Source organism: Desulfobaculum xiamenense (assembly GCF_011927665.1).
Lineage (GTDB): Bacteria > Desulfobacterota > Desulfovibrionia > Desulfovibrionales > Desulfovibrionaceae > Desulfobaculum > Desulfobaculum xiamenense.
The window spans coordinates 1044100-1069367 of record NZ_JAATJA010000002.1 but is presented as its reverse complement, the minus strand read 5'-3'; the positions used below and the strand labels follow the sequence as shown (position 1 = coordinate 1069367).

The 25268-nt window shown below is 64.4% G+C and carries 22 protein-coding genes; 12 read left to right on the top strand and 10 right to left on the bottom strand.

What is annotated here, in order from left to right; translation table 11 throughout:
* Nucleotides 1–53: 53 nt before the first annotated feature.
* The 10 genes from GGQ74_RS12530 to GGQ74_RS16520 all read right to left on the bottom strand — a co-directional run bounded on the left by GGQ74_RS12530 (nt 54) and on the right by GGQ74_RS16520 (nt 11783).
* A complete protein-coding gene (locus GGQ74_RS12530; RefSeq protein ID WP_167941880.1) occupies nt 54–2702 on the bottom strand; it encodes a PEP/pyruvate-binding domain-containing protein in 2649 nt (882 codons plus the stop codon).
* A 149-nt stretch (nt 2703–2851) separates the two neighbouring features.
* On the bottom strand, nt 2852–3610 hold the full coding sequence (locus tag GGQ74_RS12525; protein ID WP_167941879.1) for a hypothetical protein: 759 nt from the start codon (nt 3608–3610) through the stop codon (nt 2852–2854).
* A 3-nt stretch (nt 3611–3613) separates the two neighbouring features.
* Nucleotides 3614–4894, bottom strand: coding sequence for a sulfite exporter TauE/SafE family protein (locus tag GGQ74_RS12520; protein WP_167941878.1), 1281 nt, complete (start codon nt 4892–4894; stop codon nt 3614–3616).
* 45 nt (nt 4895–4939) lie between these two features.
* Entirely contained in the window at nt 4940–5368 is a 429-nt protein-coding gene (locus GGQ74_RS12515; RefSeq protein ID WP_167941877.1) for a response regulator, read from the bottom strand.
* A gap of 1 nt (nt 5369) precedes the next feature.
* Nucleotides 5370–5759 carry a response regulator gene (locus GGQ74_RS12510; protein ID WP_167941876.1) on the bottom strand — a complete coding sequence of 130 codons (390 nt, stop codon included), beginning with the start codon at nt 5757–5759 and terminating at the stop codon, nt 5370–5372.
* Between the two features lie 10 nt (nt 5760–5769).
* A complete protein-coding gene (locus tag GGQ74_RS12505) occupies nt 5770–6210 on the bottom strand; it encodes a response regulator (RefSeq protein WP_167941875.1) in 441 nt (146 codons plus the stop codon).
* Nucleotides 6211–6264: 54 nt separating this feature from the next.
* Nucleotides 6265–8049, bottom strand: coding sequence for a sensor histidine kinase (locus GGQ74_RS12500; RefSeq protein WP_167941874.1), 1785 nt, complete (start codon nt 8047–8049; stop codon nt 6265–6267).
* Nucleotides 8039–8479 carry a response regulator gene (locus GGQ74_RS12495; protein WP_167941873.1) on the bottom strand — a complete coding sequence of 147 codons (441 nt, stop codon included), beginning with the start codon at nt 8477–8479 and terminating at the stop codon, nt 8039–8041. Before GGQ74_RS12495 ends, GGQ74_RS12500 begins: the two co-directional genes overlap by 11 nt.
* Before the next feature lie 395 nt (nt 8480–8874).
* Nucleotides 8875–10308: a sigma 54-interacting transcriptional regulator gene (locus tag GGQ74_RS12490; protein ID WP_167941872.1), complete on the bottom strand. Its 1434-nt coding sequence runs from the start codon at nt 10306–10308 to the stop codon at nt 8875–8877.
* Nucleotides 10293–11783, bottom strand: a complete 1491-nt coding sequence (locus GGQ74_RS16520; RefSeq protein ID WP_209280165.1) for an ATP-binding protein — start codon at nt 11781–11783, stop codon at nt 10293–10295. The genes GGQ74_RS12490 and GGQ74_RS16520 overlap by 16 nt, the downstream gene beginning before the upstream one ends.
* A gap of 235 nt (nt 11784–12018) precedes the next feature.
* Here GGQ74_RS16520 and GGQ74_RS12480 point away from each other — a divergent pair, with 235 nt between their 5' ends.
* From GGQ74_RS12480 to GGQ74_RS12425, 12 genes are all read left to right on the top strand, one after another.
* Nucleotides 12019–12522 carry a LexA family protein gene (locus tag GGQ74_RS12480; protein WP_167941870.1) on the top strand — a complete coding sequence of 168 codons (504 nt, stop codon included), beginning with the start codon at nt 12019–12021 and terminating at the stop codon, nt 12520–12522.
* An 8-nt stretch (nt 12523–12530) separates the two neighbouring features.
* On the top strand, nt 12531–13841 hold the full coding sequence (locus GGQ74_RS12475; protein WP_167941869.1) for a Y-family DNA polymerase: 1311 nt from the start codon (nt 12531–12533) through the stop codon (nt 13839–13841).
* 166 nt (nt 13842–14007) lie between these two features.
* The gene (locus tag GGQ74_RS12470) at nt 14008–14757 is read left to right on the top strand and encodes a (Fe-S)-binding protein (protein WP_167941868.1); all 750 of its coding nucleotides are present in this window, start codon (nt 14008–14010) and stop codon (nt 14755–14757) included.
* Nucleotides 14750–16174 (top strand): LutB/LldF family L-lactate oxidation iron-sulfur protein, encoded by a 1425-nt coding sequence (locus GGQ74_RS12465; RefSeq protein WP_167941867.1) that lies wholly within the window; start codon nt 14750–14752, stop codon nt 16172–16174. The genes GGQ74_RS12470 and GGQ74_RS12465 overlap by 8 nt, the downstream gene beginning before the upstream one ends.
* Complete coding sequence (locus GGQ74_RS12460) at nt 16167–16835, top strand: LutC/YkgG family protein (RefSeq protein WP_167941866.1); 669 nt, start codon at nt 16167–16169, stop codon at nt 16833–16835. Before GGQ74_RS12465 ends, GGQ74_RS12460 begins: the two co-directional genes overlap by 8 nt.
* A 109-nt stretch (nt 16836–16944) precedes the next feature.
* A complete protein-coding gene (locus GGQ74_RS12455) occupies nt 16945–17874 on the top strand; it encodes a DUF362 domain-containing protein (RefSeq protein WP_167941865.1) in 930 nt (309 codons plus the stop codon).
* Nucleotides 17875–17894: 20 nt separating this feature from the next.
* Nucleotides 17895–20252 carry a carbamoyltransferase HypF gene (gene hypF, locus GGQ74_RS12450; protein WP_167941864.1) on the top strand — a complete coding sequence of 786 codons (2358 nt, stop codon included), beginning with the start codon at nt 17895–17897 and terminating at the stop codon, nt 20250–20252.
* A gap of 196 nt (nt 20253–20448) precedes the next feature.
* Nucleotides 20449–21516 carry a lytic transglycosylase domain-containing protein gene (locus tag GGQ74_RS12445; protein WP_209280164.1) on the top strand — a complete coding sequence of 356 codons (1068 nt, stop codon included), beginning with the start codon at nt 20449–20451 and terminating at the stop codon, nt 21514–21516.
* A gap of 74 nt (nt 21517–21590) precedes the next feature.
* Nucleotides 21591–22481, top strand: a complete 891-nt coding sequence (locus GGQ74_RS16515; RefSeq protein WP_167941863.1) for an EamA family transporter — start codon at nt 21591–21593, stop codon at nt 22479–22481.
* Between the two features lie 178 nt (nt 22482–22659).
* Nucleotides 22660–23550 carry an EamA family transporter gene (locus tag GGQ74_RS12435; RefSeq protein WP_167941862.1) on the top strand — a complete coding sequence of 297 codons (891 nt, stop codon included), beginning with the start codon at nt 22660–22662 and terminating at the stop codon, nt 23548–23550.
* Nucleotides 23551–23625: 75 nt separating this feature from the next.
* The gene (locus GGQ74_RS12430; RefSeq protein ID WP_167941861.1) at nt 23626–23985 is read left to right on the top strand and encodes a hypothetical protein; all 360 of its coding nucleotides are present in this window, start codon (nt 23626–23628) and stop codon (nt 23983–23985) included.
* A gap of 314 nt (nt 23986–24299) precedes the next feature.
* A complete protein-coding gene (locus GGQ74_RS12425; protein WP_167941860.1) occupies nt 24300–25091 on the top strand; it encodes a DUF169 domain-containing protein in 792 nt (263 codons plus the stop codon).
* The last annotated feature ends 177 nt before the right edge of the window (nt 25092–25268 follow it).

Sequence of the window (25268 nt, the reverse complement as noted above, 5' to 3'; positions counted from 1 at the left end):
GTCTTCGTTTGCGATTCGCGCAACAGTCTCGGAGCGGATGCGCCGCGATGGCGCTAGCTCGAAACGGCCTCGGGACAGCGCGCCTTGCCGGTCAACAGCTTGTCGATGTCAGCCATGATCTTGGTGCGATGCATGCGCGTGGCGGCGGCATCGGCCATAATCATGTCGAGTTGGCGGGTGTGCATGGTCAGGTAGCCCATGACCACAAGACGCTCGCACATGGCGTCCTTGGGAAAGCCTTCGTAGCGGGCGAGCACGTTGTCGCTGCGCACATTCACGTAGAAACCGATTTCCTCTAGAATGCCGCCGATGAACGCGGCGCGCCGCCTGCGCCGCTCGAAGTCCGCCGCGCCGCCGGCAAAGCGGAAATTAATGTAGTTGCGCTGCGGCCGGTCGCCCACCACGGCCTCCACGGTGGAGAAATGGAACCCGAAGCGCGACTGGAGATTGCAGTACTCCTTCGAGACCAGAAAATAGTTGCGGTTGGCGAACTTGGACTGCAGGGCCGGGTGCAGGGCCGGATTGGTCGTGGCCTCGGCGACGATGGACATGAAGCCCTTGGCATTGACCGAGGGCGGCCCCTCCCACGGGATGGCGCTTATGCCCTCCCACAGCGCGAGCATGGGCGTGGAGGCGATGTTGCCGATGCGCACGAAGGGACCGGGTTCCTCACGGATGAAGCCGTCTTCGAGGTCCACCACCCAGAACTGCGTAGGCGAGCCGCCCACCACCAGTTGTCGACTGCCGCATTCGCGGAAGTCGCGGTTCATGTTCAGCTCGAACATCTCCTGCACGGACTTCTCGTGGCAGTAGCGCGTGACGTCGTGCAAGGTCTCGATGTTGCGGATGCGGAAGTCCGGCGAATCGGGGTCCAGCAGGTTGAGCGGAATGATGAACCGGCTGATGTCCTTGAGCAGTTCGTAGACAGGGCTGCCCTTCATGAGGTCCGGGCGCGGCTGCCCGCGCGCGATGAGTTCCTCGATGCAGCCGGGATAGACCACACAGGCGTCGGCATCCACGGTGACCACTGTCCCCGGCTTGAGCCGTTCCAGCGCTCCGGCCTGCCCGGTGATGGCGGGCACGCCGAACTCGCGGGCCACGTTGGCCAGATGGCCCGTCACGCTGCCCTGCTCCGTAACCACGGCGGCGCACCAGTTGAGCAGCGACGCCCACTTGGGCAGCGACAGCCGCGTCACCAGCACCGAGCCGGGCGGGAACTGCAAGGCGTCCGCGTCGCGCTCGACCACGAACACCGGGCCGCAGCCCACGCCGGGGCTGGCTGTGGCTCCGCCCGAGGTAATGGATTCGCCATAGTGGCGATGCTCCGCCTGCACCGGCGGCTCGCCGATATCGCGCCGCGCAAGGGGGCGACACTGAAGAATGTAGAGCTGGCCGGATTCGTCGAGGGTCCACTCGATGTCCTGCGGCACGCCGTAATAGCGTTCGAGCCGCACGGCCATTTCGGCCAGTTGCAGCGCCTGCGTCTCGGTCAGCGAGGCCTGCACGGCCCGTGCGGGGTCCTGCTCCACGAGCAACACGCCCTCGTTGTCGCGACAGACGTAAAGTTCCGGCTTCACGGCAATGGTGTGCTCCCGCATGCGCAGCCCCTCGGCAGGGTCCTCATGCTTGCCGCGGGCCACCACGAAGCGGTCGGGCGTGGCGCCGCCATCGACAACGAGCTTGGGCAGTCCCCACACGGAGTTGATGAACACCGCGTCATCGCGCACGTTGATGGGGCTTCGCGAATACATGACGCCGCCAGCCACGGAACGAACCATGACCATGCCGCCCACACACATGGCCACGTCCTCATCGCGGATGCCACGGGTGAGGCGGTAGGACAACGCGGGCAGGCCGTAGAGGCTCGCGACGACCTCCTTGTAGGCCTGCGGCAGGAATTCGCGGTCCACATTGAGAATCGTGCGGAACTGCCCGGCAAAGGACGTGCCCGCAGCATCCTCGCCAAGGGCGCTGGAGCGCAGGGAAATACGCATATTGCGGCCGCACTCGGCCCGCAGCCGCTCGTACTGGCGCTCCAGACTGCGGGTCAGTTCCGGCGGCAATTCGGTCTGCATGATGCGCTGCTGGATGGCGGCGGAAAGGCTGAAACGCGCGCTCATGTCCTCCACGCGGGTGGACAGGAGCATGCGGTTGATCTCCTCCTGCAAGCCGCCCTGCCGCATGAACTCGTCGAAGCCCCGCGCCGTGACCACGAAGCCCGCCGGAACGGGCAAGCCAATGCGCGAGGTCATCTCGCCAATGTTGGCCATCTTGCTGCCCACCACGTCGGCCAGCGACTTGTCCACGTATTCAAGGGGCACCACGAGGTCCATGTGCTGTTTGGCGCGGGTGGGCACCAGCGCCTCCGTCACCTTGCGCTGGATGTCCTCGAAACGGGTGAAAAGCCGCGTATACTTGCCGGGAGCGATGCCATCCAGATGCTGGATGATGCTGTAGACGTTGACCAGAACGGCCGTGCACGTGGCGCGGATGAAGGACATGCCGAACACGCGCCCGCCGTGGAGCAGCTCCTCCATGTCGCTCATGAGTTCGAGGGACTTGGAGTTGGCGGCAAGCAGCATCTGGAAATGATGATGCTGGGCGCTGCACGCGGCCTTGAGTTCCTCCAGCTGCTCGGGAGTGGGGCCTTCGTCGCGGCGGATGCCGACAAGCTTGTCGAAGATGTTTCGGAGCCAGGCCATTGGCGGAGCACCTCGCGGGTTCGCGCCCGATCATGATGAGATGAAGGCCGATTCCGCACTGGAACCGGCCCGAGGAAAGGTCAATGGGCGGACCGTCAGTATACGCTGGACGGCCCGCCCCGGTCAAAGGGGCATACGCCCCGATTTCGCTAGACTTCCTTCTTGCGTCCGGCGCTCATGGCCAGGCCGCAGCCCTCGAAGAGGTAGAAGATCGTCATGCCCCACCACAGGGTGTACACGACGTAAAACACAAGGGAGAAGGACAGGATGCCCGCGCGGTCGGACGCCTTCTCCGGCGCGATGCCGTAGAAGTTGTAGCCGACCTCGACACCCTTCTTGACCACGGTGTCGACGAACTTGGCCATAGCCACGTTATCGCGGCCACCCTGGATCTTGAGTTCCTTATCCAGCTCCTTGAGCGCCTTCCACCACATGAACATGACCATACGCTCGTCCATGCCGTACTTGTCGCTGACGATCTGTCCGCGATTCTCGAACATGTCGGCGGAGTCCTGCAGCACGGCGGTGAGCACGCGGCCCATGTCGCCCGAGACCTTGAGCTGCTCGCCCATGAGTTCGACATCGGCGACGGTGCCGAGAAGGACGGACGCCTTGGCGGCGACCTCGTCGGCCTTCACGTTGATGCCCTCGTGTCCTTCAGTGGTGCCGCTGTGGAAGTGCAGGGTCAGGTCAAAGGTCTTGCCGTCGAACTTGGCCACCTGCTTCTGCAGGCCGGGGATGTACTCGGTGGAGCCCTTGGCGATGGTGTTGAAGAGCTGATCCGAGAATTCGAGGGCGTTCATGCCCTTGCCGAAGATGGGCGAGAACATCGCGATGAGCACGCCGAAGAACACGACCCCCATCGAGAGGCCCAGAATCATGTGCTTCCTGTTTTCACTCTTGGACATGGGTTACGCCTCCTCTCTCAGGAGCTTCATGCTGCCGAGGAACTTGCCGACCACCCACACCGCGAAGATGCCGATGGCGATGAAGAACAGTACGTTGCCGATATTGGCCAGAATGTGCGACAGCTCGGAGGAGATGTTTATGATCTTCATCTCGTTCAGCTTACCGGGCAGTGCGAACAGGCGGTTCACGAAACCGGCCATGATGGCGGTAGCGTAGAAGCCGCGGATGTAGATGCCCTTGACCACCTTGGTGGTCAGCGCGCCGACCTGAATGCCCAGCAGGGAACCGAGCAGCATGCCCATGGCCAGCGTGTAGAAGATGAAGCCGTAGATCGCGTACTGGGCGATGGACGCGTAACCGGCGGTGAAGATGATCTGGAGAATGTCGGTGCCAACGGTGGTGAAGGACGACACGCCAAGGATGTACACGAACATGGGGAAGGTCAGGAAGCCGCCGCCCACGCCCATGATGGCTGCCGCGAAGCCGACGATGCTGCCGCAGATGGCGACGAACACGGCCGGAATCTTCTTGCCGCCGGGGGTGAGGTCTTCGTCGAAGCTGATCAGCGGCGGAATCTTGCTGGCCTGCAGGCGCTCGGGCAGGCTCTTGCGGCCGGACGCGGAGGCCTCGGACGCAGTCTCGGCACCGTGCGCACCCACGTCGCCGCCGGCCTTGCGCAGGCGCAGGAAGTCAATGAGCGCGTAGGTGCCAAGGAAGCCCAGAAGCACCACATAGATCACGCTGATGAAGGTGTCGGAGAGAAGCGGGTTGGCCTGATACAGGGCGCGGTTGATGACGCCGCCGCCCGTCACGCCGATGCCGGAGCCAACGAGGAAAGCTACGGCCAGTCCCACGGACACGTTGCCGAGCTTCTTGTGGATCGCCGTGCCCATGATGGCCTTGGCGAAGATGTGGAACAGGTCGGTACCAACGGCGAGGATGCCCTTCACGCCCGCGCTCATCAGCGCCGGGGTGATGATGAAGCCGCCACCCGCGCCGATGCAGCCGGTGATGAGACCGGCGCACAGGCCGATGAGAATGGACACGCCGAAGATGACGGGCGTGTAGTAGGCCGGGGAATAGGCCTTGTGTCCGCCGAGGATGTCGGGCAGTTCGGGCGCGGCGATGGCCACGGACCCGAGGATGATCGGCACCACCATGAGCGCGAGAATCCACATGCGCTTCTTGCTGCGCAGGATGTTGCGCGAGGTCTCCAGATCCCACTTCGCGTACGCGATGGAACCTTCCAGAAGTGTGTTGTACAGCCGTCTGCCGAATTTCATGAGTTGCACTCCTCCATTTTTCGTAATCGGTTCCGCCTCTATCGCTTACCCGCGCTGTCGCGGGTCACTAGCATCATGCGTTTGCCTGCCGCAGCGCAGTTCCCTGCGCCTGTAGGCGTCTTGCAGCTTGAGCACGAGATCGCCGAAATCCACCGGTTTGACGAGGTAGTCGAAGGCCCCCGACGTCATGCCCTCCATGGCCGCCGGGACGCTGGCATGCCCGGTGAGCATGATGACCTCCACAGCCGGGGCCAGCGCCTTGATCTCGCGCAGGGTGGCTATACCGTCCATGCCGGGCATCTTCACATCCAGAAGGACGATGTCGAACCCACCTGCGGACACGGCGGCAAGCGCCTCCTCGCCGCTATGCGCGACGGTCACGTCCACTTCGCGCCGGGTCAGCCGCTTACGCAGCACCGCCGCGAAATCCTCTTCGTCATCGACGATGAGCAGTCGGCATCCGCAGGTTTCCATCTCACTCCCTCCCGTGTCCGGCGGCCTCGCGAATCTTCTCGATCAGCTGGTCGAGTTCGCAGGGCTTGGTGAGGTAGTCGAAGGCTCCGGCGGCCATTCCCTCGCGCGCGGCGAGCTGGGAGCCATGCCCGGTGAGCATGAGCACCGGCATTTCCGGAGCCATCCGCTTGAAGATCCGAAGCACCTCTATGCCGTCCATGTCCTCCATCTTGAGATCGAGAACGGCCACGTCGTATTCGTGTCCGCGCATGAGGCGCAGGGCCTCCGTGCCGGAGAGCGCTCCCGTGACCTCGATGCCGCGCAGGCCGAGGCGCTTGGTCAGCACCTCCACGTACCCAGCCTCGTCGTCGACGAGCAGCACCTTGACGATGGTGTCGGATCCACGGTTCATGAGGATGCTCCTAATCTCCGCGACGAAGAACTATGTCAAGACTTTGTGCTTCGAGAATCTTGTCCTCGTGCCCGGCCTTGCGGCTCTTGGCCTCGGCAACCTTGGCCGTCAGTTCCTCGATGTCGCTCGGCTTGAGCAGGAAATCGAAGGCACCGAGCTTCATGCCCTCGATGGCGGACTCCACGGTTCCGTGGCCGGTGAGCATGATCACCTCGACCAGCGGGAACTGCCGCCGAATCTCCTTGAGCGTCTCGATGCCGTCCATTCCGGGCATCTTCACGTCCAGAATGACCACGTCGACCTTGTCGTTCGCCGCGAGTGCATTCAGGGCCTCATCGCCCGAGTGGGCACTGACGATGTCGAATCCGCGCTTGTCCAGCCTGCGGGCTATGGCATCGACGAAGGCCACTTCGTCATCGACGATGAGGATCGTGGTGGTGAGTGTGGACACTATGCACCTCCTGGTCTCATGTTTAACGCCCTCCGCCCTGCGGACGACGCCTGCCTATGCTTCCGACGCGTCGGACTCGCCCTTGCGCCCCGGTACCGGGAACCGCACATGGAACGTCGTGCCGACATTCTGCTCGCTTTCCACGCTGATCTCGCCGCCCATCTTCTTGACGATGCCGTAGATGATGGACAGGCCGAGTCCCGTTCCCTTGCCCACCGGCTTGGTGGTGAAGAACGGATCGAATATCCGCGAAATGTTCGCCTTGGGGATGCCCTCGCCGTTGTCCTCGACACTCAGGCGAATCCCCTCGTTCTCGTAGGCCGTGCGCACGCGAACCTTGCCGCCGCGCGTGCCCATGGCGTCGATGGCGTTGTTGACCAGATTGAGCAGCACCTGCTGCAATTCCGACGGCGAGCCTTCGAGACTCGGCAGGCCCTCGCCGAGGTCCAGCTCCACCTCAATGTTGCCGTAGCGTGCGCGCTGCTCGGAGAGGCTCGCCACCTCGCGCACGAGGTCGTTCAAATCCACCTCGCGCATGGTGGGATCGATCTTGCGGGCGAAGGACAAAAGCTTGTGGGTAATCTCCTTGCAGCGCGCGCCCTGCGTGCGAATCTGCTGAAGGGACTTGGCTATCTCGCCACGGTTGTCGCGCGGATCCTCGCCCTCGCGCATCAGGTCGCCGATCCATCCGGCCTCTTCCACCATGATCGCCACGGGATTGTTGATCTCGTGAGCGATACCCGCCGCGAGTTCGCCGATGGAGGCCAGCTTTCCGGCCTCGATGACCTGATCGTTCATGACTTCCTTCTCGTGGTCGGCCTGTTCGATGTGTCGCACGATGCGTCGCGACAGGAGCACAGCCATGAGGATGATGGCCACGCCACCCGCGCCCACGATGAACACCACGAGCCGTCTGGTCTGATACAGGGCCGAAAACGCGTCGGCCTCGTCCTGTCGGTAGATGAGTATCCAGTCGCCGCCCTTGAGCCGCGTGGACACGTAGATGGCATCCACACCCTCGGGATCGGCGTGGCGGAAGACGGTGACCTTGCCCGGCATGATAGCCGAGGACCAGTAGGACCGAAGCGGGGTCCGAGTACCTTCGGGCGTCCCCGAAGGTACCTTCGACCCACGACCCTGGGCCTGCAGCGCCTGCACGAGCCAGCGCGTGTCGAGGGATGCGTCACGCGGCGGCCCTGTTTGGAAGGTGCCCTGGTTGTTGATGATGAAGGCGCTGCCGGTCCGTCCGATACGTATGTTCTCGACCAGCGAGTTGAAGGCCATGAAGTCGATGGTGGCGCGCAGTATCCACTGCCGCCCCTCCCACTTCTGACGCACCGCCACGATGAAGTGCGGCACGCCACGAAGGCCAAGAAACACATCGCTGATGTAGAATTCGCTTTCCATGGCCCTGCGGAACCACGCCGACCCGGAATAGTCCGCGTTGCGCAGCGGGAACGGCCCCGCGTAGGCCGACTGCACGCCGTTGTCGGCCACGAGGCCGAGGTCCACGAAGGCCCCGCTGAACTCCTCCTGAAGGTGGCGAAGTTCGGCGGCAAGCTGGGCGTTGTCGGAGAGTTCGGCGAACGACTTGGTGCGCGCCACGAGGCGCAACTCGCCAAGCTTCTCACTCAGGTAGAGGTCGATGGTCTGCTGGTGCTTCTGGACCATCTCCTTGAGCTGGGCCTCCACCTTGGACTGGAAGGAATAATGGAACTGGTAGGAACTGACCGCGCTGATGAGCAGGAGCGGGGTCATGGAAACGAGGATGACGATGGCCGCCATGGACCGCGTGAGGGTGCGGTAGTAGCGCGGGGAATGGAGTTCTTCAGGATTCATGACGTTCCTCCGCATCGCCCCATTCGTCGGTTGCGGCATCGTCGTGCCTGTGGAACTTTTCGAGCACCCGCGCCACGGCCCGCTTGAGCGCTCCGGGGTCGGCGTCCTTGCCCACTACGGCCTCGGCCAGTGCCATGGCCGGATGCTGGGCGGTGTCCGGAAGTAGCGCGTGGATGACCAGCGGGCGAATCAGGTGCCCGCCCGGCCCATCCTTCAGCCCTTCCTCCAGATAGGGAATCTCGATGTCCACGACATAAGCACTGGGACGTGGACGGCGGCCCGCGGCGGCCCGCAGCTCTCGGCCGTCGCCCACGGCGATGATGCCGTAGCCCTCGGCAGCCAGCTCCCGTTCGAGGAAACGCCTGATGCGCGGATTGCGTTCCGCGACCACCAGCGTGTACCCGTGTGCCTGTGTCCGTTCCCTTGTCATGCCTCTTTTAGAGCAACGCTCGTGCCAAAAGGCACAAGCCACACAAGTGCAGCATAACATATTGTAAACACAGTATTTTTACGAATCACTTCACCAACCTGTCGAACTTTCTGACACGTTCGCCTGTCGGTACGCTTTACAGGCTGTAAAGATATTCGACGTGCGGCACGGCGAAACGTGTCGCACAGGGGACATCCGGGGCATGACTGCGCCAGGCTTCGCGACCGCAGCGGGATGGTCGTGAAATAATGAACATTAACGGGGAGATGTAAGAAATAGGCGCGGCAGAGTGTCCGCCGGACGATATGCGCGACGCGCGGCCGACGGACCGACGAACACATGAAAGGCGGGGCAGACAGAAACCGCCCGCCCACGGGACAGGAAAGCCGGATGCGTTATTTCTGCTGGGAAACGATGGCGTCCACGTGGATGCCGTAGCGTTCGATGCGGGCGAGCAGCGTGGGGCGCGACATGCCAAGCAGCTTGGCGGCCTGCACGCGGTTGCCGCCAGTGAGCCGCAGGGCCTCGGTCACGGCGATGGCCCCGAAGTGGTCGAGGATGTCCTCGAAGGCGCGTTCGGAATCCCCGCCCGACAGGAAGCGGCGCATCCAGCGGGCCGCGACGTCGTCCACGGAATCGCCACGCGCGGGCACAACCGCCCGTTCGCCATGGATGGCCTGATGCGCGTTTTCGCGGGTGATGGGGCAGCCACGGGAAAAGATCGTGGCCTTCTGCACGGCGTTGGCCAATTCGCGGACGTTGCCCGGCCAATGGTGCATGTCGAGCACCTTGCGGGCCTCGTCGGTGAAGCCGGGGCTGGCGGACCCCATGCGCCGCGCGTAGCGGGTAAGGAAATGTTCGGCCAGAAGCGGCACGTCTCCCGCGCGCTCACGCAGGGGAGGCAGCCACAGGGTGACCACCTTCAAACGGTAATAGAGGTCCTCGCGAAAGCGCCCTTCGCTCACGGCGGCTTCAAGGTCGCGGTTGGTGGCGGCGATGATACGCACGTCCACCGGACGGGCCATGCCCCCGCCGAGGCGCTCCACGCTCTTCTCCTCCAGCAGGCGAAGCAGCTTGGCCTGAATGGAAAACGGCATGTCGCCAATTTCGTCGAGGAAGATGGTGCCGCCGTCGGCCTGCTCGATCTTGCCCACCCGTCGGGACACCGCCCCCGTGAACGCCCCCTTCTCGTAACCGAAGAGTTCGCTTTCCAGAAGCGTCTCGGGGATGGCCACGCAGTTGATGACGATGAACGGCTTGTCCGTACGCAGGCTGTGCTGGTAGACGGAGCGCGCCACCAGCTCCTTGCCGGTTCCCGACTCGCCGCGCACGAGGACCGTGGCGTCCGTGGGCGACACGCGCCCGATGGCCTTGTAGACCTCCTGCATGGCCGGGCTGCGCCCCACGAGGGCGTCGGACGCCTCGCTCTCGGGCGCGGCGTCCACATCCACGCGCGAACGCATGAAGCGCCCGGCGTCGAGAGCCTGCTCGATGAGCGTCAGGATGTCCGGAATGTCGAAGGGCTTGAGCACATAGTCGAAGGCCCCAAGCTTGGTGGCCTCGATGGCCGTCTCGGTGGTGCCGAAGGCGGTCATGACGATGACCGGCAGCTTCGGCTCGTAACGATGCATGACCTGAAACCCTTCCAGACCGGTCATGCCGGGCAGGCGAACGTCCATGATCACGAGGTCCGGGCAGTCCTCGCGAACAATCTCCACCCCCGCCTCGGCGGATGGGGCGGTGCGCACGTCATGCCCCTCCTGCGCCAACAGGCGGCCGAAGCTCTGCCGGAGCTGCGCGTCGTCGTCCACGATCAGGATCGATGCCACTTTCCTTCCTCCTTGCAGGGCAGGGTGATGGTGAATGTCGCGCCCTCGCCGTCGCGCGAGGTCACGTTGATCCATCCGCCGTGGTCCTCCACGATGCGCTTGGCGATGGACAGGCCAAGCCCGGTTCCCTCCTCCTTGGAGCTGTAGAAGGGCTGGAAGACCATCTTGCGCCGCGTCTCGGGAATGCCGGGACCGGTGTCGGACACGCGCAGCATCACCACGTCGCCAAGGGGCACCACGAAGCCCTCCTCCTCGCGAATGCAGATGCGTCCGCCGCGCCCCATGGCGTCGCAGGCGTTGACCATGAGGTTGACCAACACCTCCTTGAGCTGCTCCGGGTCGGCGGAAATGTTCCGCAGCGGCGAGGGACGGTCATGCACCACTTCCACCTCGTGCGATTCGAGGCGATGACGCATGAGCTTCATGGCGCTGTCCACCACCTGCGACACGTCCACGGGCTGCATGCGCAGCTTGGGCGGACGAGAAAATTCAAGGAAATTGCGGGCGATGGAGTCGATGTGTCCAATCTCCTCGGTGATGACCTCGAAGTCCTCCTTCTGTTCGCCCGAGAGCGACAGATTGCGCTCAAGGGAGAACAGACGGATCTTCACGGACGTCAGCGGATTGCGGATACTGTGGGCCACGCCCGCCGCGAGCTTGCCGGTCAGCGCCCATTTCTCGGACTGCTTCAGGTGTTCGCGGCTACGCTTGAGCTTGTGATGAGTGAGGTCCACGTCCTCCAGCAGGCTGCGCACCCGCGTGCCGAGGTTGGACAGTTCGTCCGGCAGAAGTGGCCCGCTGCGGGCGAAATCCATCTCGTCGGCCATGCGCCGGATGGGCCGCAGCACATGCTGCACGATGAACCACGCCAGAAACAGCCCAAGCCCCGCCACCAGCGGCATGGCCGCCACAGAGGCGTTACGGATGCTCTCCAGCCGCTCGGCAATCTCGGCGTTGGACGCGGCGATGGCCTCCTCGTGGATGTGCCGGTAGCGCTGACACAATTCCAGAAGCTCGTGAAACTGCCCCCGGATGTCCTTGTGCAGCAGAGCGCCTTCCTCGGCGCGCCCGTCACGGTACAGAACCAACACCTGATCGCGGGCGTTGACGTAGCGCCGGTACCCGGACTCGATGCGCGTCAGCAGTTCCTCGGCCTCGGAGCCGGACGCCGACTCCCGCGCCTTCTGCAACCAGTGCTGGAAATTCCCGTGCTTCTGCTCCAGCGAGTCGAGCCAGCCGGGATTGCGGTCCTGAAAGTAGTAGGTGGTCAGGCCCTTCTGGGTCACGAGGGCGATGGTCAGTTCCTCCGCCGCGCGGGTCGCGGCGTAGCTTCTTCCCACCACGCTGGTCATGATGCCGTCCACACGCACGGCATACCACATGGCCACCAGCCCCACGCACAGGGTGACGACCACCATCGAGAACAACAGAATGAAAATATGCCCCCGAAGGGATATTCGCTTCCAGACGGACACTGAGCGTTCCTTTTGCATGACGGCGCATGCGGCTGATTCCGCTTCACCGCAAACGGACTATGAAAAACAGGTGTACCACTTTTTATCAAGACAAAAAATTCACGAACGGCGCGGGTTCTGTAGTGGCACCCGCCGAACGGATCGTGCCACGGAACCAATCATAACGGACACACCTGCATTCCCCAGCACTCCTCGCTGTTCCCTTCGCACGGGGCATATGCTAGCCTGCGGCATCATGACGAGACAGGCTTCAACCGTCGCCAACGCGACCCCCACTCGCGATTCCGCCACGCCCCCCGCCACTCCGGCGGCCCTGCGCGGCAACGAGATTCTCGGCTTCGAGAAACGAAGCGCGCTGACGCTGCCGCTGCACCTCGAAGCCGTGGCCGCAGGCTTTCCCTCCCCGGCCAACGACTTCATCGAACGGACCATCGACCTCAACGAGCATCTGGTGCGCCACCCCGCCGCCACCTTCTTTGTGCGTGTGCACGGGGATTCCATGATCGACGCGCGCCTTCAGGATGGCGACGTCATCGTCGTGGACCGCGCCGTGGACGTGCGCGACAACCACGTTGTCGTCGCCGCACTGGACGGAGAACTGACCGTGAAGCGCATCCGCCGCAGGGACGGTAAACTGTGGCTCATGCCTGAAAACCCGGAGTACCCGCCCTTCGAAGTCGCACCCGAGCGTGATTTCGAGGTCTGGGGCGTGGTCACCTACGTCATCCACAAGCTGTAGGACGCGCCATGCCCACCACGGCCCAGCCAGCCATGTACGCGCTGGTCGACTGCAACAACTTCTACGTCTCGTGCGAGCGGGCCTTCGCCCCATCCCTTGCGCGCGTGCCGGTGGTGGTGCTTTCCAACAACGACGGTTGCGTCATCTCCCGTAGCGCCGAAGCCAAGGCCCTCGGCATCCGCATGGCCGAACCGGCCTACAAGCGCGAAGGATTCTTCCGCCACCACGGGGTGCGCGTGTTCTCGTCCAACTACGCCCTGTACGGCGACATGTCGCGCCGGGTCATGGACACGCTGGCCACCTTCGCGCCGGACATGGAAATCTACTCCATCGACGAGGCCTTTCTGCACCTGACGCCCTGCGCGGGCACAACGCTGACGGACCTCGCCCGCGCCATACGCACCCGCGTGGGCCAGTGGACGGGCATTCCCGTCTCCGTCGGCATCGGCCCGTCCAAGACACTGGCCAAGATCGCCAGCCGCCACGCCAAGCGCGCGCAGGACTGCGACGGCGTGTTCGATCTCGCCGCACATCCCGACCCGGACGCCATCCTCGCGGGGACGGACGTCGGCGACGTGTGGGGCGTCGGCAGGCGCTACGCCGAGATGCTCACGCGCCACGGCGTGCGCACGGCCCTTGCCCTGCGCGACATGCCCGACGACTGGGTCCGCCGCAGGATGACCATTCGCGGCCTCATGACCGTTCACGAACTGCGCGGCGTCTCCTGCATTCCACTGGAAGACGCGCCCGCGCCACGTCGCTCGGTCCTCGCGTCACGCTCCTTCGGGCATCCGGTGACGGACCCGACGGACCTGCGCGAGGCCGTGGCCGCACATACCACCCGCGCCGCGGAGAAGTTGCGCCGGGAGCACCTCGTGGCCGCGCACGTCGGCGTCTTCGTCTCCACCAATCCCCACCGGCCGGACCTACCACAGCATTCGGCCTCGCGCACCTTGCAGTTGCCCGTGGCCACAGCGCACACGCCAACGCTCATCAAGGCCGCCCTGCGCATTCTGGACGGCATCTTCCGCTCCGGATACGCCTACATCAAGGCCGGAGTGACCCTCACGGGCCTTGAGGACGCAGGCACCCGCCAATTGAGCCTGCTGACCATCGCCCCGGACCCCATCGTGGATACGGACCCGCGCGGCGAGGCGCTCATGAAGGCCCTCGACGGCATCAATTCCAAGTGGGGGCGCGATACCGTCCAGTACGCGGCCTCCGGCGTCGCCCGCGAATGGGACATGCGTCAGGCCCGCCTGTCGCGGCGCTTCACCACCAACTGGGACGAACTGCCCATCGCTCACATCGGCTCCTAGCCCCCGGCTGGCTCTTCCCCATACACCCTTAGCAGGGGTGCGCCTTCAGCCCACTCTTCCGCCTCCCCGCCTTGTTCATCGCCGCCCCCGCGTGCTATGCTGGACACTCCCCGAATACCGCCCGCCACGCGCGGACGGCGGACTCGAACCAAGCTGCGGAGGCATCATGCGCATCTACCCGGAAAAGCCGAAGAACGTGTACTTCTTCGGCACCTGCCTCGTGGACATGGCCTACCCGGACGCGGGCATGGCCGGAATCCGGCTGCTCGAACGCGAAGGCCTGCGCGTCGTCTATCCGCAGGACCAGAGCTGCTGCGGGCAGCCCGCCTACAACTCTGGCTACATGGACGAGGCCCGCGAAGTGGCGCGAAAGCAACTGGACAGCTTCCCGCGCGACTGGCCCATCATTGTGCCCTCCGGCTCCTGCGCAGGCATGATGCATCGCCACTATCCGAAGCTCTTCGAGGGCGACCCGGACTACTTCCGGGCCAAGGCCTTCTCCAACCGCGTTTTCGAACTCACGGAATTCCTCGTGCGCGTCTGCGGCATCCGCCTCGCGGACAAGGGCGCGCCCGTCACCGTCACCTGGCACTCCTCCTGCCACGCCATGCGCGAGATGGGCATCATCGGCATCTGCAAGGACCTCATCGGCCAACTCGAAAACGTCACCCTCGTCGAGCTGGAAAAGGAATACGAGTGCTGCGGCTTCGGCGGCACATTCTCCGTGAAGCAACCGGAAATCTCGGCGGCGATGGTTCGGGACAAGGCCGAGGCGGCATTTCGCACCGGCGCGCAGGTTCTGCTTACGGCGGACTGCGGTTGCCTCATGAACATCACCGGCGCGCTGGACCGCATGGGACTGGCCATGACCGGCAAGCACATCGCCGAGTTCATATGGGAGAGGACCAATGGCTAAGGCATTCGATTTCAAGGCGAACGTGAACAAGGCGCTGGCGGACCAGCAATTGCGCGGCAATTTCGCCGCAGCCATGGGCGGATTCGTCCTCAAGCGCAGGGCACTGCTGTCCGACCCGGAGGAAACCGAACGCCTGCGCGCGGCTGTGCGGGCCATCCGTCGCCGCACGCTGGCCAAGCTCCCGAAGTTGCTCCAGAAGCTGGAAGAAAACTGCACGAAGAACGGCATCCACGTGCACTGGGCCGAAACCACGGACGAAGCCAACGCCCTCGTGCTCTCCATCCTGCGCAGCCACAACGCCACGCGGCTGGTCAAGGGCAAGTCCATGGTCTCCGAGGAGATGCACCTCAACCACTTCCTCGAAGCCCACGGCATCGAGGTGGCCGAGACGGACCTCGGGGAATTCATCATCCAGCTCGCCGGGGAGCCGCCCTCGCACATCATCGTCCCCGCCGTGCACAAGAACCGTAGGCAGGTGGGCGAAATCTTCCACCAGCACCTGCCGGACACCCCCCTCACCGAGGACATCCCGGAACTCAACGCCATCGCGCGAAAGACCCTGCGCCGCAAGTACATGGAGGCCGATGCGGGCCTCTCGGGCGTGAACTTCGCCGTAGCCGAGACGGGCACCCTGTGCCTCGTGGAGAACGAGGGCAACGGGCGCATGTGCACCACGGCCCCGCCCCTGCACATCGCCGTGGCAGGCATCGAGAAGGTCATCGAGAAGCTGGAGGACATCCACCCCGTGTATCGCCTGCTCACCGCGTCGGCCACGGGCCAGCTCATCACCACCTATTTCAACATGATCACCTCGCCGCGCCGCAAGGGCGAGCGCGACGGTCCGGACGAAATCCACCTCATCCTGCTCGACAACGGACGCAGCGACATCCTCGCCGATCCGGAACTGCGCCAGACGCTGCAATGCATCCGCTGCGGCTCGTGCCTGAACCATTGCCCGGTGTACACGCGCATCGGCGGACATGCCTACGGCCACGTCTACCCCGGCCCCATCGGCAAGATTCTCACCCCGCAGATGGTCGGGCTGGACGAGGCGGGCAAGCTGACCACCGCCTCCAGCCTATGCAACGCCTGCGAAGAGGTCTGCCCGGCCATGATTCCCATCCCGGACCTGCTACGCCGCCTGCGTAGCGAACTCAACGCCCCGTCCGGCGAGGGAACGGTGCGCGGCCACGGAGCCGGACGCTCGTGCACCGAGGCCGCGGTCTGGAAGGGCTGGCAACTCGTCAACACCACGCCGAAGCTTAACGAACTGGCCACGCGCATGGCGGGGCTTCTTGGTGACAGACTGCCCGCCGTCGGGCCCCTCGGCGCATGGATGAGCGCGCGCACGCGCCCCAAGCTCGCACGCAAGAGCCTGCACCGCCGTTGCAGGGAGGAAGGAGTGGACGATGTCTAACGAAAGCTCCCGCGAACGCATCCTTTCCCGGCTGGTCGCCGCCAACCGCAAGGCCAAGGGCTTCGTGCCCCGCGCCGAGCCCATGCCCATTCCCCGCTGGAACACGAAGCAGCGCGTGGAACGCATGAAGAAGCTCCTCACCGCTTCGGCGGCCGAAGTGCTGGTGACGCCCACCGACGGCTGGGCCGACAAGCTGCGCGAACTCGTTTCCGGCCGGGGATGGAATGCCCTGCTCCACGCGCCGGGCACCGCCATTGGCAAGGACGTGGCCAAGGCATGGAAGGCGGGTGGCGAAGGCCTGCCCCCGCTGGAGACATGGGAAGGCGACCTTGCCGACTACAAGGAACGTCTGTTCTCGTCGGTGGACGCCGCCATTACCGGCACCATCGGCGCCATAGCCGAGCAGGGAGCCATCGCCCTGTGGCCCACGCCGGACGAGCCACGCCTCATGTCGCTGGTGCCGCCGGTGCACATCGCCGTGCTCGACGCGGACACCATCCACGCCAACTTCGTCCAGCTCATGGACAAGCAGAAATGGGCCGACGGCATGCCGACCAACGCCATCCTCATCTCCGGCCCATCGCGCACGGCGGACATCGAAATGCAGTTGACCATCGGCGTGCACGGGCCCAAGGATCTGATCGTCATCATCCGGGAATAACCCTACCCAGCCATCCCGCAACGCTTCGGCGGCGACCGGAAGCCCCGCTTCCGCAGCCAGCCGCCGAAGCGCCTTGCCAGCGCATGCTGCCCGGTATACGGTACCGGCCATGTCCGTTTCGTCCCCGGTCCCAGTGGCTCTCGCCCAATGCCCGGACTATGCTCCGGACCGTCTTGCGGCTCTCGTGCCGCGCCTTCTGGACGCGACGGGCGTCGCCTTCCGCCCCGGCGAAACGGTGCTCGTGAAGCCGAACCTTGTGGCGGCGGGCAATCCGCTGGCCTGCACCGAACCCGCCGTGGCCCGCGCGGTCTGCGCCTACCTGCTCGATCTGGGTGCGCGCGTGGTGGTGGCGGACTCTCCCGCCTTTGGCACAGCCGACGGCGTGGCCCGGAAATGCGGCCTCGCACAGACGCTGGCCCCCCTCGGCATCCCGGTGCGCACCCTCGGCAATCCCGAGGCGCTGCGCCTGTCCTTCGGGGCATCCATCGGTCTCTCGCGCGACGCGCTGGAGGCGGACCGCATCCTGAACCTGCCCCGGCTCAAGGCCCACTGCCAGATGCGCATCACCGCCGCAGTCAAGAACCTCTTCGGCTGCGTGTGCGGCATGCGCAAGGCCATCGCCCACACCCGCTTCGGCGAATGCGACAACCGCTTCGAAGCCATGATCACCGAGGTCTGCGCGGCGCTGCCGCCGGTGGTTACGCTGCTCGACGGCGTAAACGCCATGCACGAGAGCGGCCCGCGCGACGGCTCGCCCTTCGCGCTCGGCCTGCTTGCCGCCTCGGCCAATCCGCAGGCCCTCGACACCGCACTCTACGGCCTGCTCAAACTTTCCCCGGCGGACATTGCCCTGTGGCGCGAGGCCATCGCCCGCGCCCTGCCCGGAGCCGACCCCGCCGACATCGCCTATCCGCTGGACAGGCCCGAGGCCTTCGACGCCACGGGCTTCGTCGTTCCCGGCATCCTCGACCCGGTCGCCTTCCGGCCCACACGCCTCGCACGGGGGGCACTGCGCCGCCTGTACGCAAAAATCAGCTGAACCCGAACCCCACGCACGCCATGAACGAACACGCAGCCACCATCGACGCAGAATCATCCCGCATCCGCTTCACCATCACCGGTGCCGTTCAGGGCGTCGGATTCCGCCCGTTCATCTACCGCATCGCCCTCGACCACACGCTGACCGGCAACGTGCGCAACACCCCCGAAGGCGTGGTGGTGGAAATTCAGGGAACGTCGGAGCAGACCGCCGCCTTCGAGCACGACCTGCACCACAGGTTGCCGCCGCTGGCGAGCATCGTCACCTGCGAGCGAAAGCCTCTGACCCCGCGCGAGGGCGAAGAGGCATTCGAGATTCTGCTCTCCACCGGCGGCGAGGGACACAGCGTGCTCATCAGCCCGGACGTGGCCACCTGCCCGGACTGCCTGCACGACATGCTCGATCCGGAAAATCCGCGCTACCTCTACCCGTTCACCAACTGCACCAACTGCGGCCCGCGCTACACCATCACCCGCTCCATCCCCTACGACCGGGACAAGACCTCCATGGCCTGCTTCCCCATGTGCGAGATGTGCCGGGCCGAATACACCAATCCGCTGGACCGGCGCTTCCACGCCCAGCCCAACGCCTGCCCCCAGTGCGGACCGGAAGTGTGGATGACCGACGCCGCCGGAGCGGAGCGTTCGCGAGGCCCGCAGGCCATGCGCGAGGCGGCGCGCGCCCTCGCCGAAGGGCGCATCATGGCCGTAAAGGGCCTTGGCGGCTTCCACCTCGTGTGCGACGCGACCAATGCCGAGGCCGTGGCGCGGCTACGCGAACGCAAGAACCGCTACGGCAAGCCGCTGGCCGTCATGGTGCCGGACCTCGACACCGCAAGCGCCGTGGCCCATGTTTCCCCCGCCGAGGCCAAATGGCTCTCCGGCATCGAGCGACCCATCGTCATCCTGCGCCGCCGGGACGACAGTGCAGCGCTCGCCCCCGGACTCGCACCGGACACGTCGGACATCGGCATCATGCTGCCCTACACGCCGCTGCATCACGTGCTGTTCGTCCACTACCGCGAATTCGCGCCCGACGGCCGCATCCCGGCGCTGGTCGCCACCTCCGGCAACATGAGCTCCGAACCGATCAGCATCGGCAACCGCGAGGCCCTCGCCCGCCTCGGCGGCATCGCGGACCTCTTCCTGCTGCACAACCGCGACATCCTCATCCGCTGCGACGACTCCGTGGTGCGCATCATCGATCCCGGCGACGGTCCGGCCCCGCTCTTCATGCGCCGCGCGCGCGGCTTCACGCCGCGCCCGGTCTTCCTCGCCGAGGATGGACCCAGTGTGTTCGGCACCGGACCGGAGCTCAAGACCACCCTGTGCGTGACCAAGGGCAATCAGGCCTTTGTGAGCCAGCACATCGGCACCATGGAGAACCTCGAAACCTTCGGCTTCTACCGTGAAATCGCCGCGCACCTCACAGACATCCTCCAGACGTCCCCGCAAGCCGTGGTGCGCGATCTGCACCCGGACTACATGACCTCGCGCTGGGCCGACGAGGAATCCGGACTGCCCGTGCATACCCTGCAACATCACATGGCGCACGCCCACGCCGTGATGGCCGAAAACCGCCACGAAGGCCGCGCGCTGGTCCTCGCGCTGGACGGCACCGGCTACGGCGAGGACGCAACGCTGTGGGGCGGCGAATTCCTGCTCGTAGACAACATCGCTCTGACCCACCAGCGCCTCGCGCATTTCTCGCCCGTGCGCTTGCCCGGCGGCGAAGCCGCCATCCGCGAGCCGTGGCGCATTGCGCAGGCCTATCTGCACGAGCTGGGCATCACCGCGCCGCAGAACCGCCCGTGGCCATGGCTCGACGCCCACGCCCCGGCCTCGCGCATGTGTGCCGTCATGCTCGAACGCGGGCTGAACAGCCCCGTCAGCACCAGTTGCGGACGCCTGTTCGACGCCGTGGCCGCCATGCTCGACGTCTCGCTGTGCGTGGACTACGAGGCGCAGGCCGCCATCCGGCTGGAGGCGATTCAGGCCATGGACGAATCCCACATCTACGAGTGCGGTCTAACGCAGCGCGCCGACGCTGCGGATGTGCTTGACACCCTCGCCCTGTTCAGGCAGGTCCATAACGATTGGCAGGCAGGCGTCGACGCTGGTGTCATCAGCCGTCGATTCCACCTCGGCCTCGCCCACGCTCTGGCCGACGCCGCCGCGACCATCGCCGCGAGACACGGTGTGGACACGGTGGGCCTGTCCGGCGGTGTCATGCACAACGTGACCCTCGCCGAAAGTCTGCCGCGCCTTCTGGCGGCACGCGGGCTGACCCCGCTCTCGCATCGCCAGACCTCTCCCGGCGACGCATGCATCTCCCTTGGACAGGCCGATTACGGCATGCGCCTTCTCAAACGGAGCTGACCCGGCGCAGGCGGTCCCTTCGCCTCGCGCCACACCAGAACGCCACCATACATTTCCCCGGCCGAAGCCACCGTTCTTCCTGCCCATTCGCGGCAGCCTTCGGCATGGGCTCGAAACAACACGACAAAGATTCCCTTCACCCCAACCAAACCATTCTGGTAAGCTGGCAACCATGTTTTCGCCATCGCAATCCGTCATGGATCCCGCACGCCGCAAGGCCATGAAAGCTCTCATCGCGTCCGCGCTTCTGCCTCTGGCGGGAGCGCTCTCGGCCCGTACGGCACAGGCTTCCGTGCCCCTGCGGACCGAGCCGCCCGTCAACGTCATCATCCCCACGGAGTACGCCCCGCCCGTGCAAGGCGAATCCGCCGCGCTCTACGCCCGGCGTCTCTCGCGGGCCATGCTCGATTTTGCCGACGCACATTTCCGGGGCCGCAAGCTGCCCATCTGGAAACGTCCCTACGCCGAGGTCGATCTGGAAAAGCGCGTGGTCAACGCCTGCCACTGGATCGTGCAGGGCGTACGCGAGAATGAGCACATCTATCCCGTCGATCCGGCATGGGTTGTCGCCCAGATCACCGCGGAATCCTTCTTCTGCGAATTCGCCGTGTCGCGGGCCTTCGCTGTCGGCCCCTGCCAGCTCATGCCCGAAACCGCGCACGACTACAAAATGCTGTGCGCCGGAGACCTGCCCGAGCACCGCCGCGCACCCTACCGCCGCACCGAATGGGCGCGCGAGATAGACAGCTACAGGGCGCTGCGCGAAAAATGGAAGTCCACCCGCGCCGAAATGCGCAAGGTGGGCGGCGACAGGGACACCCTCCTCATCACCGCGCTTCAGGCCGCCAAATCCGGCAAGCGCCTACCCATGGCCGAAAAGTACCTGCAGCTCCACGCACGGGTTCAGGAATTCGACGCGCAGGTCAAGGACGCACGCCAGAAGTTCCGCGCCTACATCGAGGAGAACCTCGCCGGGCGCGACATCTTCGACGAGAAGGACGCGCAGTTCCTGATGGGCTTCGACCAACGTGTGATGTACCGCACGTCCATTCCGGCCATGGTCCGGATGATCGCGAAGAACCTCAAGGCCCGAAACGGCAACATCATGGCCGCCACGGCCGGATACAACGCAGGCCTCGGCAACACGAGCACCGGCGAACTGATCTACGACCGTTACGGCCGCGTGCCCACCTTCGGCGAAACCATCACCTACGTGAACCGCGTGTTCATCAACCACCACGAAATCGTCAAGCGCATGGTCTAGCGGCGCATTATTCACTTGTTCGACCAGGAGCACGGGAGTATCAGTCTCACAAATTCCATCGTGGAGGATTTCCCGTGCTTCGTGGTCTCATTTACGCCATTATCTCCGCCTGCTCGTTTGGCTTTCTGCCCATCCTCGGCAAGATCGCCTATGCCCACGGCATGGGCACCTTCGAAATTCTCCAGTACCGCTTCCTGTTCGGCGCGCTCATCCTTGGCGCATTCTACGCGGTAACCCGCCCGCAACTGCTGCGCATCAGGCCGCGCTCACTGGCCAAAGCCGCGCTGCTCGGGCTGATCCCCTACCCCATCGAAAGCGCGTGCTTCATGGGGTCCGTCAAATACATCCCCGCCTCGACGACCTCGCTCATTCTCTACTTCTACCCGGTCACGGTCACGCTGCTCGCCGCCTTCTTCCTCAAGGAACGCGTGTCGCGCAGGCAGGCCTCGTCGCTGGCGCTGGTCGTCGCTGGCTGCGCCATCGTCTTCTGCGATGCGTTCATGAAGCAGGCCGATATTCGCGGCATCCTGCTCGCCGTCACCTCCATGTTCCTCTTCTCGATGTATCTCGTCGCCGTGCAGTGTTTCCTGCGCGACGAGAACCCGCTGACCATCACCTTCTACGTCATCAGTTTCGCATCCGTCGCCTTTTGCGCTGTGGCGGGCGGTCCGGCCACTCTGCTGAACTACGGACGCGACGGCGTGCTCATCGCCCTCGCTCTCGGCCTCGTGCCCACGGTCCTCGCCGTGACGCTCCTGTACATGGCCATCGGAACCATCGGCAGTTCCTACACATCCGTCTTTTCGACCCTCGAACCGGTGACCACGGTCATCGCCTCGTGGATCATCCTCGGCGACCCCATCGCGCCGTGGCAGGTCGCCGGTGGTCTGCTCATCATCATCGGCATCGTCTGGCCCAACATCGACCTTCTGCGACAGGGACACGGCGCAACGCACCCCGCCTGACGTAGCGCCCCACCACCCCATCCGATCACATCACGAAGGGATGCGAGCAATCACCCGCATCCCTTCGATTTATCGGCACAATCGCTGAGAACCCCCATTATTAGCCGAAATCCCTTGCCGTAACCTCCGGGCAGCGTTAGACATCTCCTCCTACAAACTCGTCTTCGGAGGACTTCCCGTGGCCCGTGGTATCATTTATGCCATCATCTCGGCGTGCGCGTTCGGCCTTTTGCCCGTCTTCGGCAAGATCGGCTATGCTCACGGTATGGATACTTTCGAGATTCTCCAGTACCGTTTCGTCTTCGGCTTCCTCATGCTGGCCGGATATTTCGCCGTCACCAATCCGTCCCTCTTCCGCATCAGCAGAAAATCGCTGATCAAGGCGGCGGCCCTCGGCTTCATCGCCTACCCCATGCAGAGCACCGGATACATCGGCGCGGTGAAGTACATCCCCGCGTCCACCACCGCGCTCATCATCTACGGCTATCCGGCGCTGGTGACCATCCTCTCCGCGCTGATCTTCAAGGAGCGCATCACCCGCAGCCTCACGACCTCCCTCGTGCTCATCTTTGCGGGCTGCGCCCTCGTCTTCTTCGATGCCTTCCAGCACGAGGCGGACATCCGCGGCATCGCCTACGCCATTAGCTGCATGCTCGGCATCACCGTGAACATGCTCCTGGCGCAGGTGCTGCTCAAGGGCGAAAATCCGCTTGCCGTCACGCTCTACGTGCTGTTCTTCGCGGGCGCGTTCTTCTCGTGCATCGCCGGAGTGCCCACGCACTTCTTCGAGCTTGACCGCACCGGCGTCATCCTCGCGCTGAGCCTCGGCCTGGTGCCCACCGTGTTCGCCATCGTGTTCATGTATCTCGCCATCGACACCGTCGGCGGCACCTACACGTCCATTTTCTCCTGCGTGGAGCCGATCACCACCGTGTTCTGCGCATGGCTGCTGCTCGGCGAACCGCTCGTCGCATGGCAGATATTCGGTGCGGCGCTCATTCTCACCGGCATTGTGTGGCCGAACCTCAAGTTCATCCGCATGGCCCTCGCCGAAGCCCACCCCGCCTAGCCTTCACGCGCACGCGCGCATTGCATTGCCTGCCCAGTGTGTTATGCATTACGCAGACACACTGGGAGGCAAACCATGCTCCGCGAGTATACCGAACTCCTGCTCGTCCTCGTCATGAGAGCGCTGGAAGTCTCCACCGATCTCATGACCCCCATTGCGATACTCATCTACATCGCAACGATGGCCCTTATCTACTTCATCTACTTCACACGCAGCCACAAATTCGGCTCCCTCATCCACATCATCGGCGGCGTCTTCCTCTTCTTCGTCATCTGGAACCATCCGGACTACATCTACTACAAGCGCAATCCGTGGAATGGCGGCTATCTCTACGCAGTCATCATGATCGTCGCCTACGTCTACGTCCCCATGAAAATCGCCACCCTCGCCACGGAATTCTGGCGGCACTACTTCAAACCGCTCGACCGCCTCTAGCCGCGTCCAGTTCATCCCAAAACGCCCGGCCCCCGCTTTTTTCCACATCAAAATACATTCCCATCCCCAACAAAGCGTAGCCCACACACAGCACTCGCGCCGTCCACGTCCCGCCGTACGCCATTTTTCGTCTTCGCACCTATTGATTGTGAATTAAATAACATTCGGCTGGAATTTCTTCCAAGCCCGGAGATTAAAGCCTATTCAGTCCTTCGCAACGCACCAGGCAGGTGCGCAAGGCACATCGTTCACACCACGTGGGGCGCGCTCGTGCGCATTCCCCCGCGAAAGACAACACTCCGGAGGAAACACCAATGGCCGTACTCAGCCACGACTACAAGTCCATTCAGCACACCCTCATGGATGAACTCCGCCTGATGCACTACCCCATCGCCGTGAAGTTCATCTTCGACGAAGCCGAACTCAAGGATTTCCAGGAGAACGCTCCGGAGTACTACTCCGCCGTGAAGCCCATGACCTTCTGCCAGTGGGAGCTTGCCGCACGCATGAAGGGCCAGACCGTGCTGGCCGGCAAGGAACAGCTCGGCTGCTCCAACGCCTGCTTCGCCTTCGGCTGGAAGCCCATGGACGAAGGCGAGATCAAGAGCCACGCCAAGTACTGTGTAGACAAGGATCAGGCCGAGCGCTTCATCTCCACCAAGGCTCGCCTGTCCGAAAACGAGCTGCTGGCCGTTGTCGTTTCCCCGCTGGGCGATACCTTCTTCGACCCCGACACCGTCCATTTCTACTGTGACAACATGCAGGCCTACCACCTGGCCGTGGACTACGCCGCCGCCATGGACGTCCATCCGCTCAAGACCAACATCACCATCAATTCCTCGGCCTGCGGCGGCAACGTCTACTCCTTCACCCAGAAGAAGTTCAACATGCTCCCCGCATGCAGCGGCAGCTACAACGCCGGAAAGACCGAGCGCGGCGAGATCAACGTCATCATCCCCGGCGAGCACATCGCGCCCACCGTCAACCGCCTGCTCGACCGCAAGGCCCAGCACGGTTCCGGCTCCATCACCCGCCCCGGCGACCACTTCCCCGGCGCGGACATCTGCAAGAACTGCCCGCTCATCATCTTCAAGAAAGAAAAATAGCCCTGCCCGACGAAGGACACTTCACCCCTCGTCTCATCCTGCGCCCCACGGGTCTCCCCCCGTGGGGCTTTTTCATGCCCACGTCGCCCGGCCGCCACGGCACGAGCCGCTCACACAGCCGAGCCGCAGCGCGGAGCACAGCCTCCGGCGGCCGGGGCCAGCCCCGGACCCCGGTCA

Bases quoted from the DNA above. Each gene is read 5' to 3' on its own strand.
- GGQ74_RS12530 (WP_167941880.1), bottom strand. From the start codon at position 2,702: ATGGCCTGGCTCCGAAACATCTTCGACAAGCTTGTCGGCATCCGCCGC.
- GGQ74_RS12525 (WP_167941879.1), bottom strand. From the start codon at position 3,610: ATGTCCAAGAGTGAAAACAGGAAGCACATGATTCTGGGCCTCTCGATG.
- GGQ74_RS12520 (WP_167941878.1), bottom strand. From the start codon at position 4,894: ATGAAATTCGGCAGACGGCTGTACAACACACTTCTGGAAGGTTCCATC.
- GGQ74_RS12515 (WP_167941877.1), bottom strand. From the start codon at position 5,368: ATGGAAACCTGCGGATGCCGACTGCTCATCGTCGATGACGAAGAGGAT.
- GGQ74_RS12510 (WP_167941876.1), bottom strand. From the start codon at position 5,759: ATGAACCGTGGATCCGACACCATCGTCAAGGTGCTGCTCGTCGACGAC.
- GGQ74_RS12500 (WP_167941874.1), bottom strand. From the start codon at position 8,049: ATGAATCCTGAAGAACTCCATTCCCCGCGCTACTACCGCACCCTCACG.
- GGQ74_RS12495 (WP_167941873.1), bottom strand. From the start codon at position 8,479: ATGACAAGGGAACGGACACAGGCACACGGGTACACGCTGGTGGTCGCG.
- GGQ74_RS12480 (WP_167941870.1), top strand. From the start codon at position 12,019: ATGACGAGACAGGCTTCAACCGTCGCCAACGCGACCCCCACTCGCGAT.
- GGQ74_RS12475 (WP_167941869.1), top strand. From the start codon at position 12,531: ATGCCCACCACGGCCCAGCCAGCCATGTACGCGCTGGTCGACTGCAAC.
- GGQ74_RS12470 (WP_167941868.1), top strand. From the start codon at position 14,008: ATGCGCATCTACCCGGAAAAGCCGAAGAACGTGTACTTCTTCGGCACC.
- GGQ74_RS12465 (WP_167941867.1), top strand. From the start codon at position 14,750: ATGGCTAAGGCATTCGATTTCAAGGCGAACGTGAACAAGGCGCTGGCG.
- GGQ74_RS12460 (WP_167941866.1), top strand. From the start codon at position 16,167: ATGTCTAACGAAAGCTCCCGCGAACGCATCCTTTCCCGGCTGGTCGCC.
- GGQ74_RS12455 (WP_167941865.1), top strand. From the start codon at position 16,945: ATGTCCGTTTCGTCCCCGGTCCCAGTGGCTCTCGCCCAATGCCCGGAC.
- hypF (WP_167941864.1), top strand. From the start codon at position 17,895: ATGAACGAACACGCAGCCACCATCGACGCAGAATCATCCCGCATCCGC.
- GGQ74_RS12445 (WP_209280164.1), top strand. From the start codon at position 20,449: ATGGATCCCGCACGCCGCAAGGCCATGAAAGCTCTCATCGCGTCCGCG.
- GGQ74_RS12430 (WP_167941861.1), top strand. From the start codon at position 23,626: ATGCTCCGCGAGTATACCGAACTCCTGCTCGTCCTCGTCATGAGAGCG.
- GGQ74_RS12425 (WP_167941860.1), top strand. From the start codon at position 24,300: ATGGCCGTACTCAGCCACGACTACAAGTCCATTCAGCACACCCTCATG.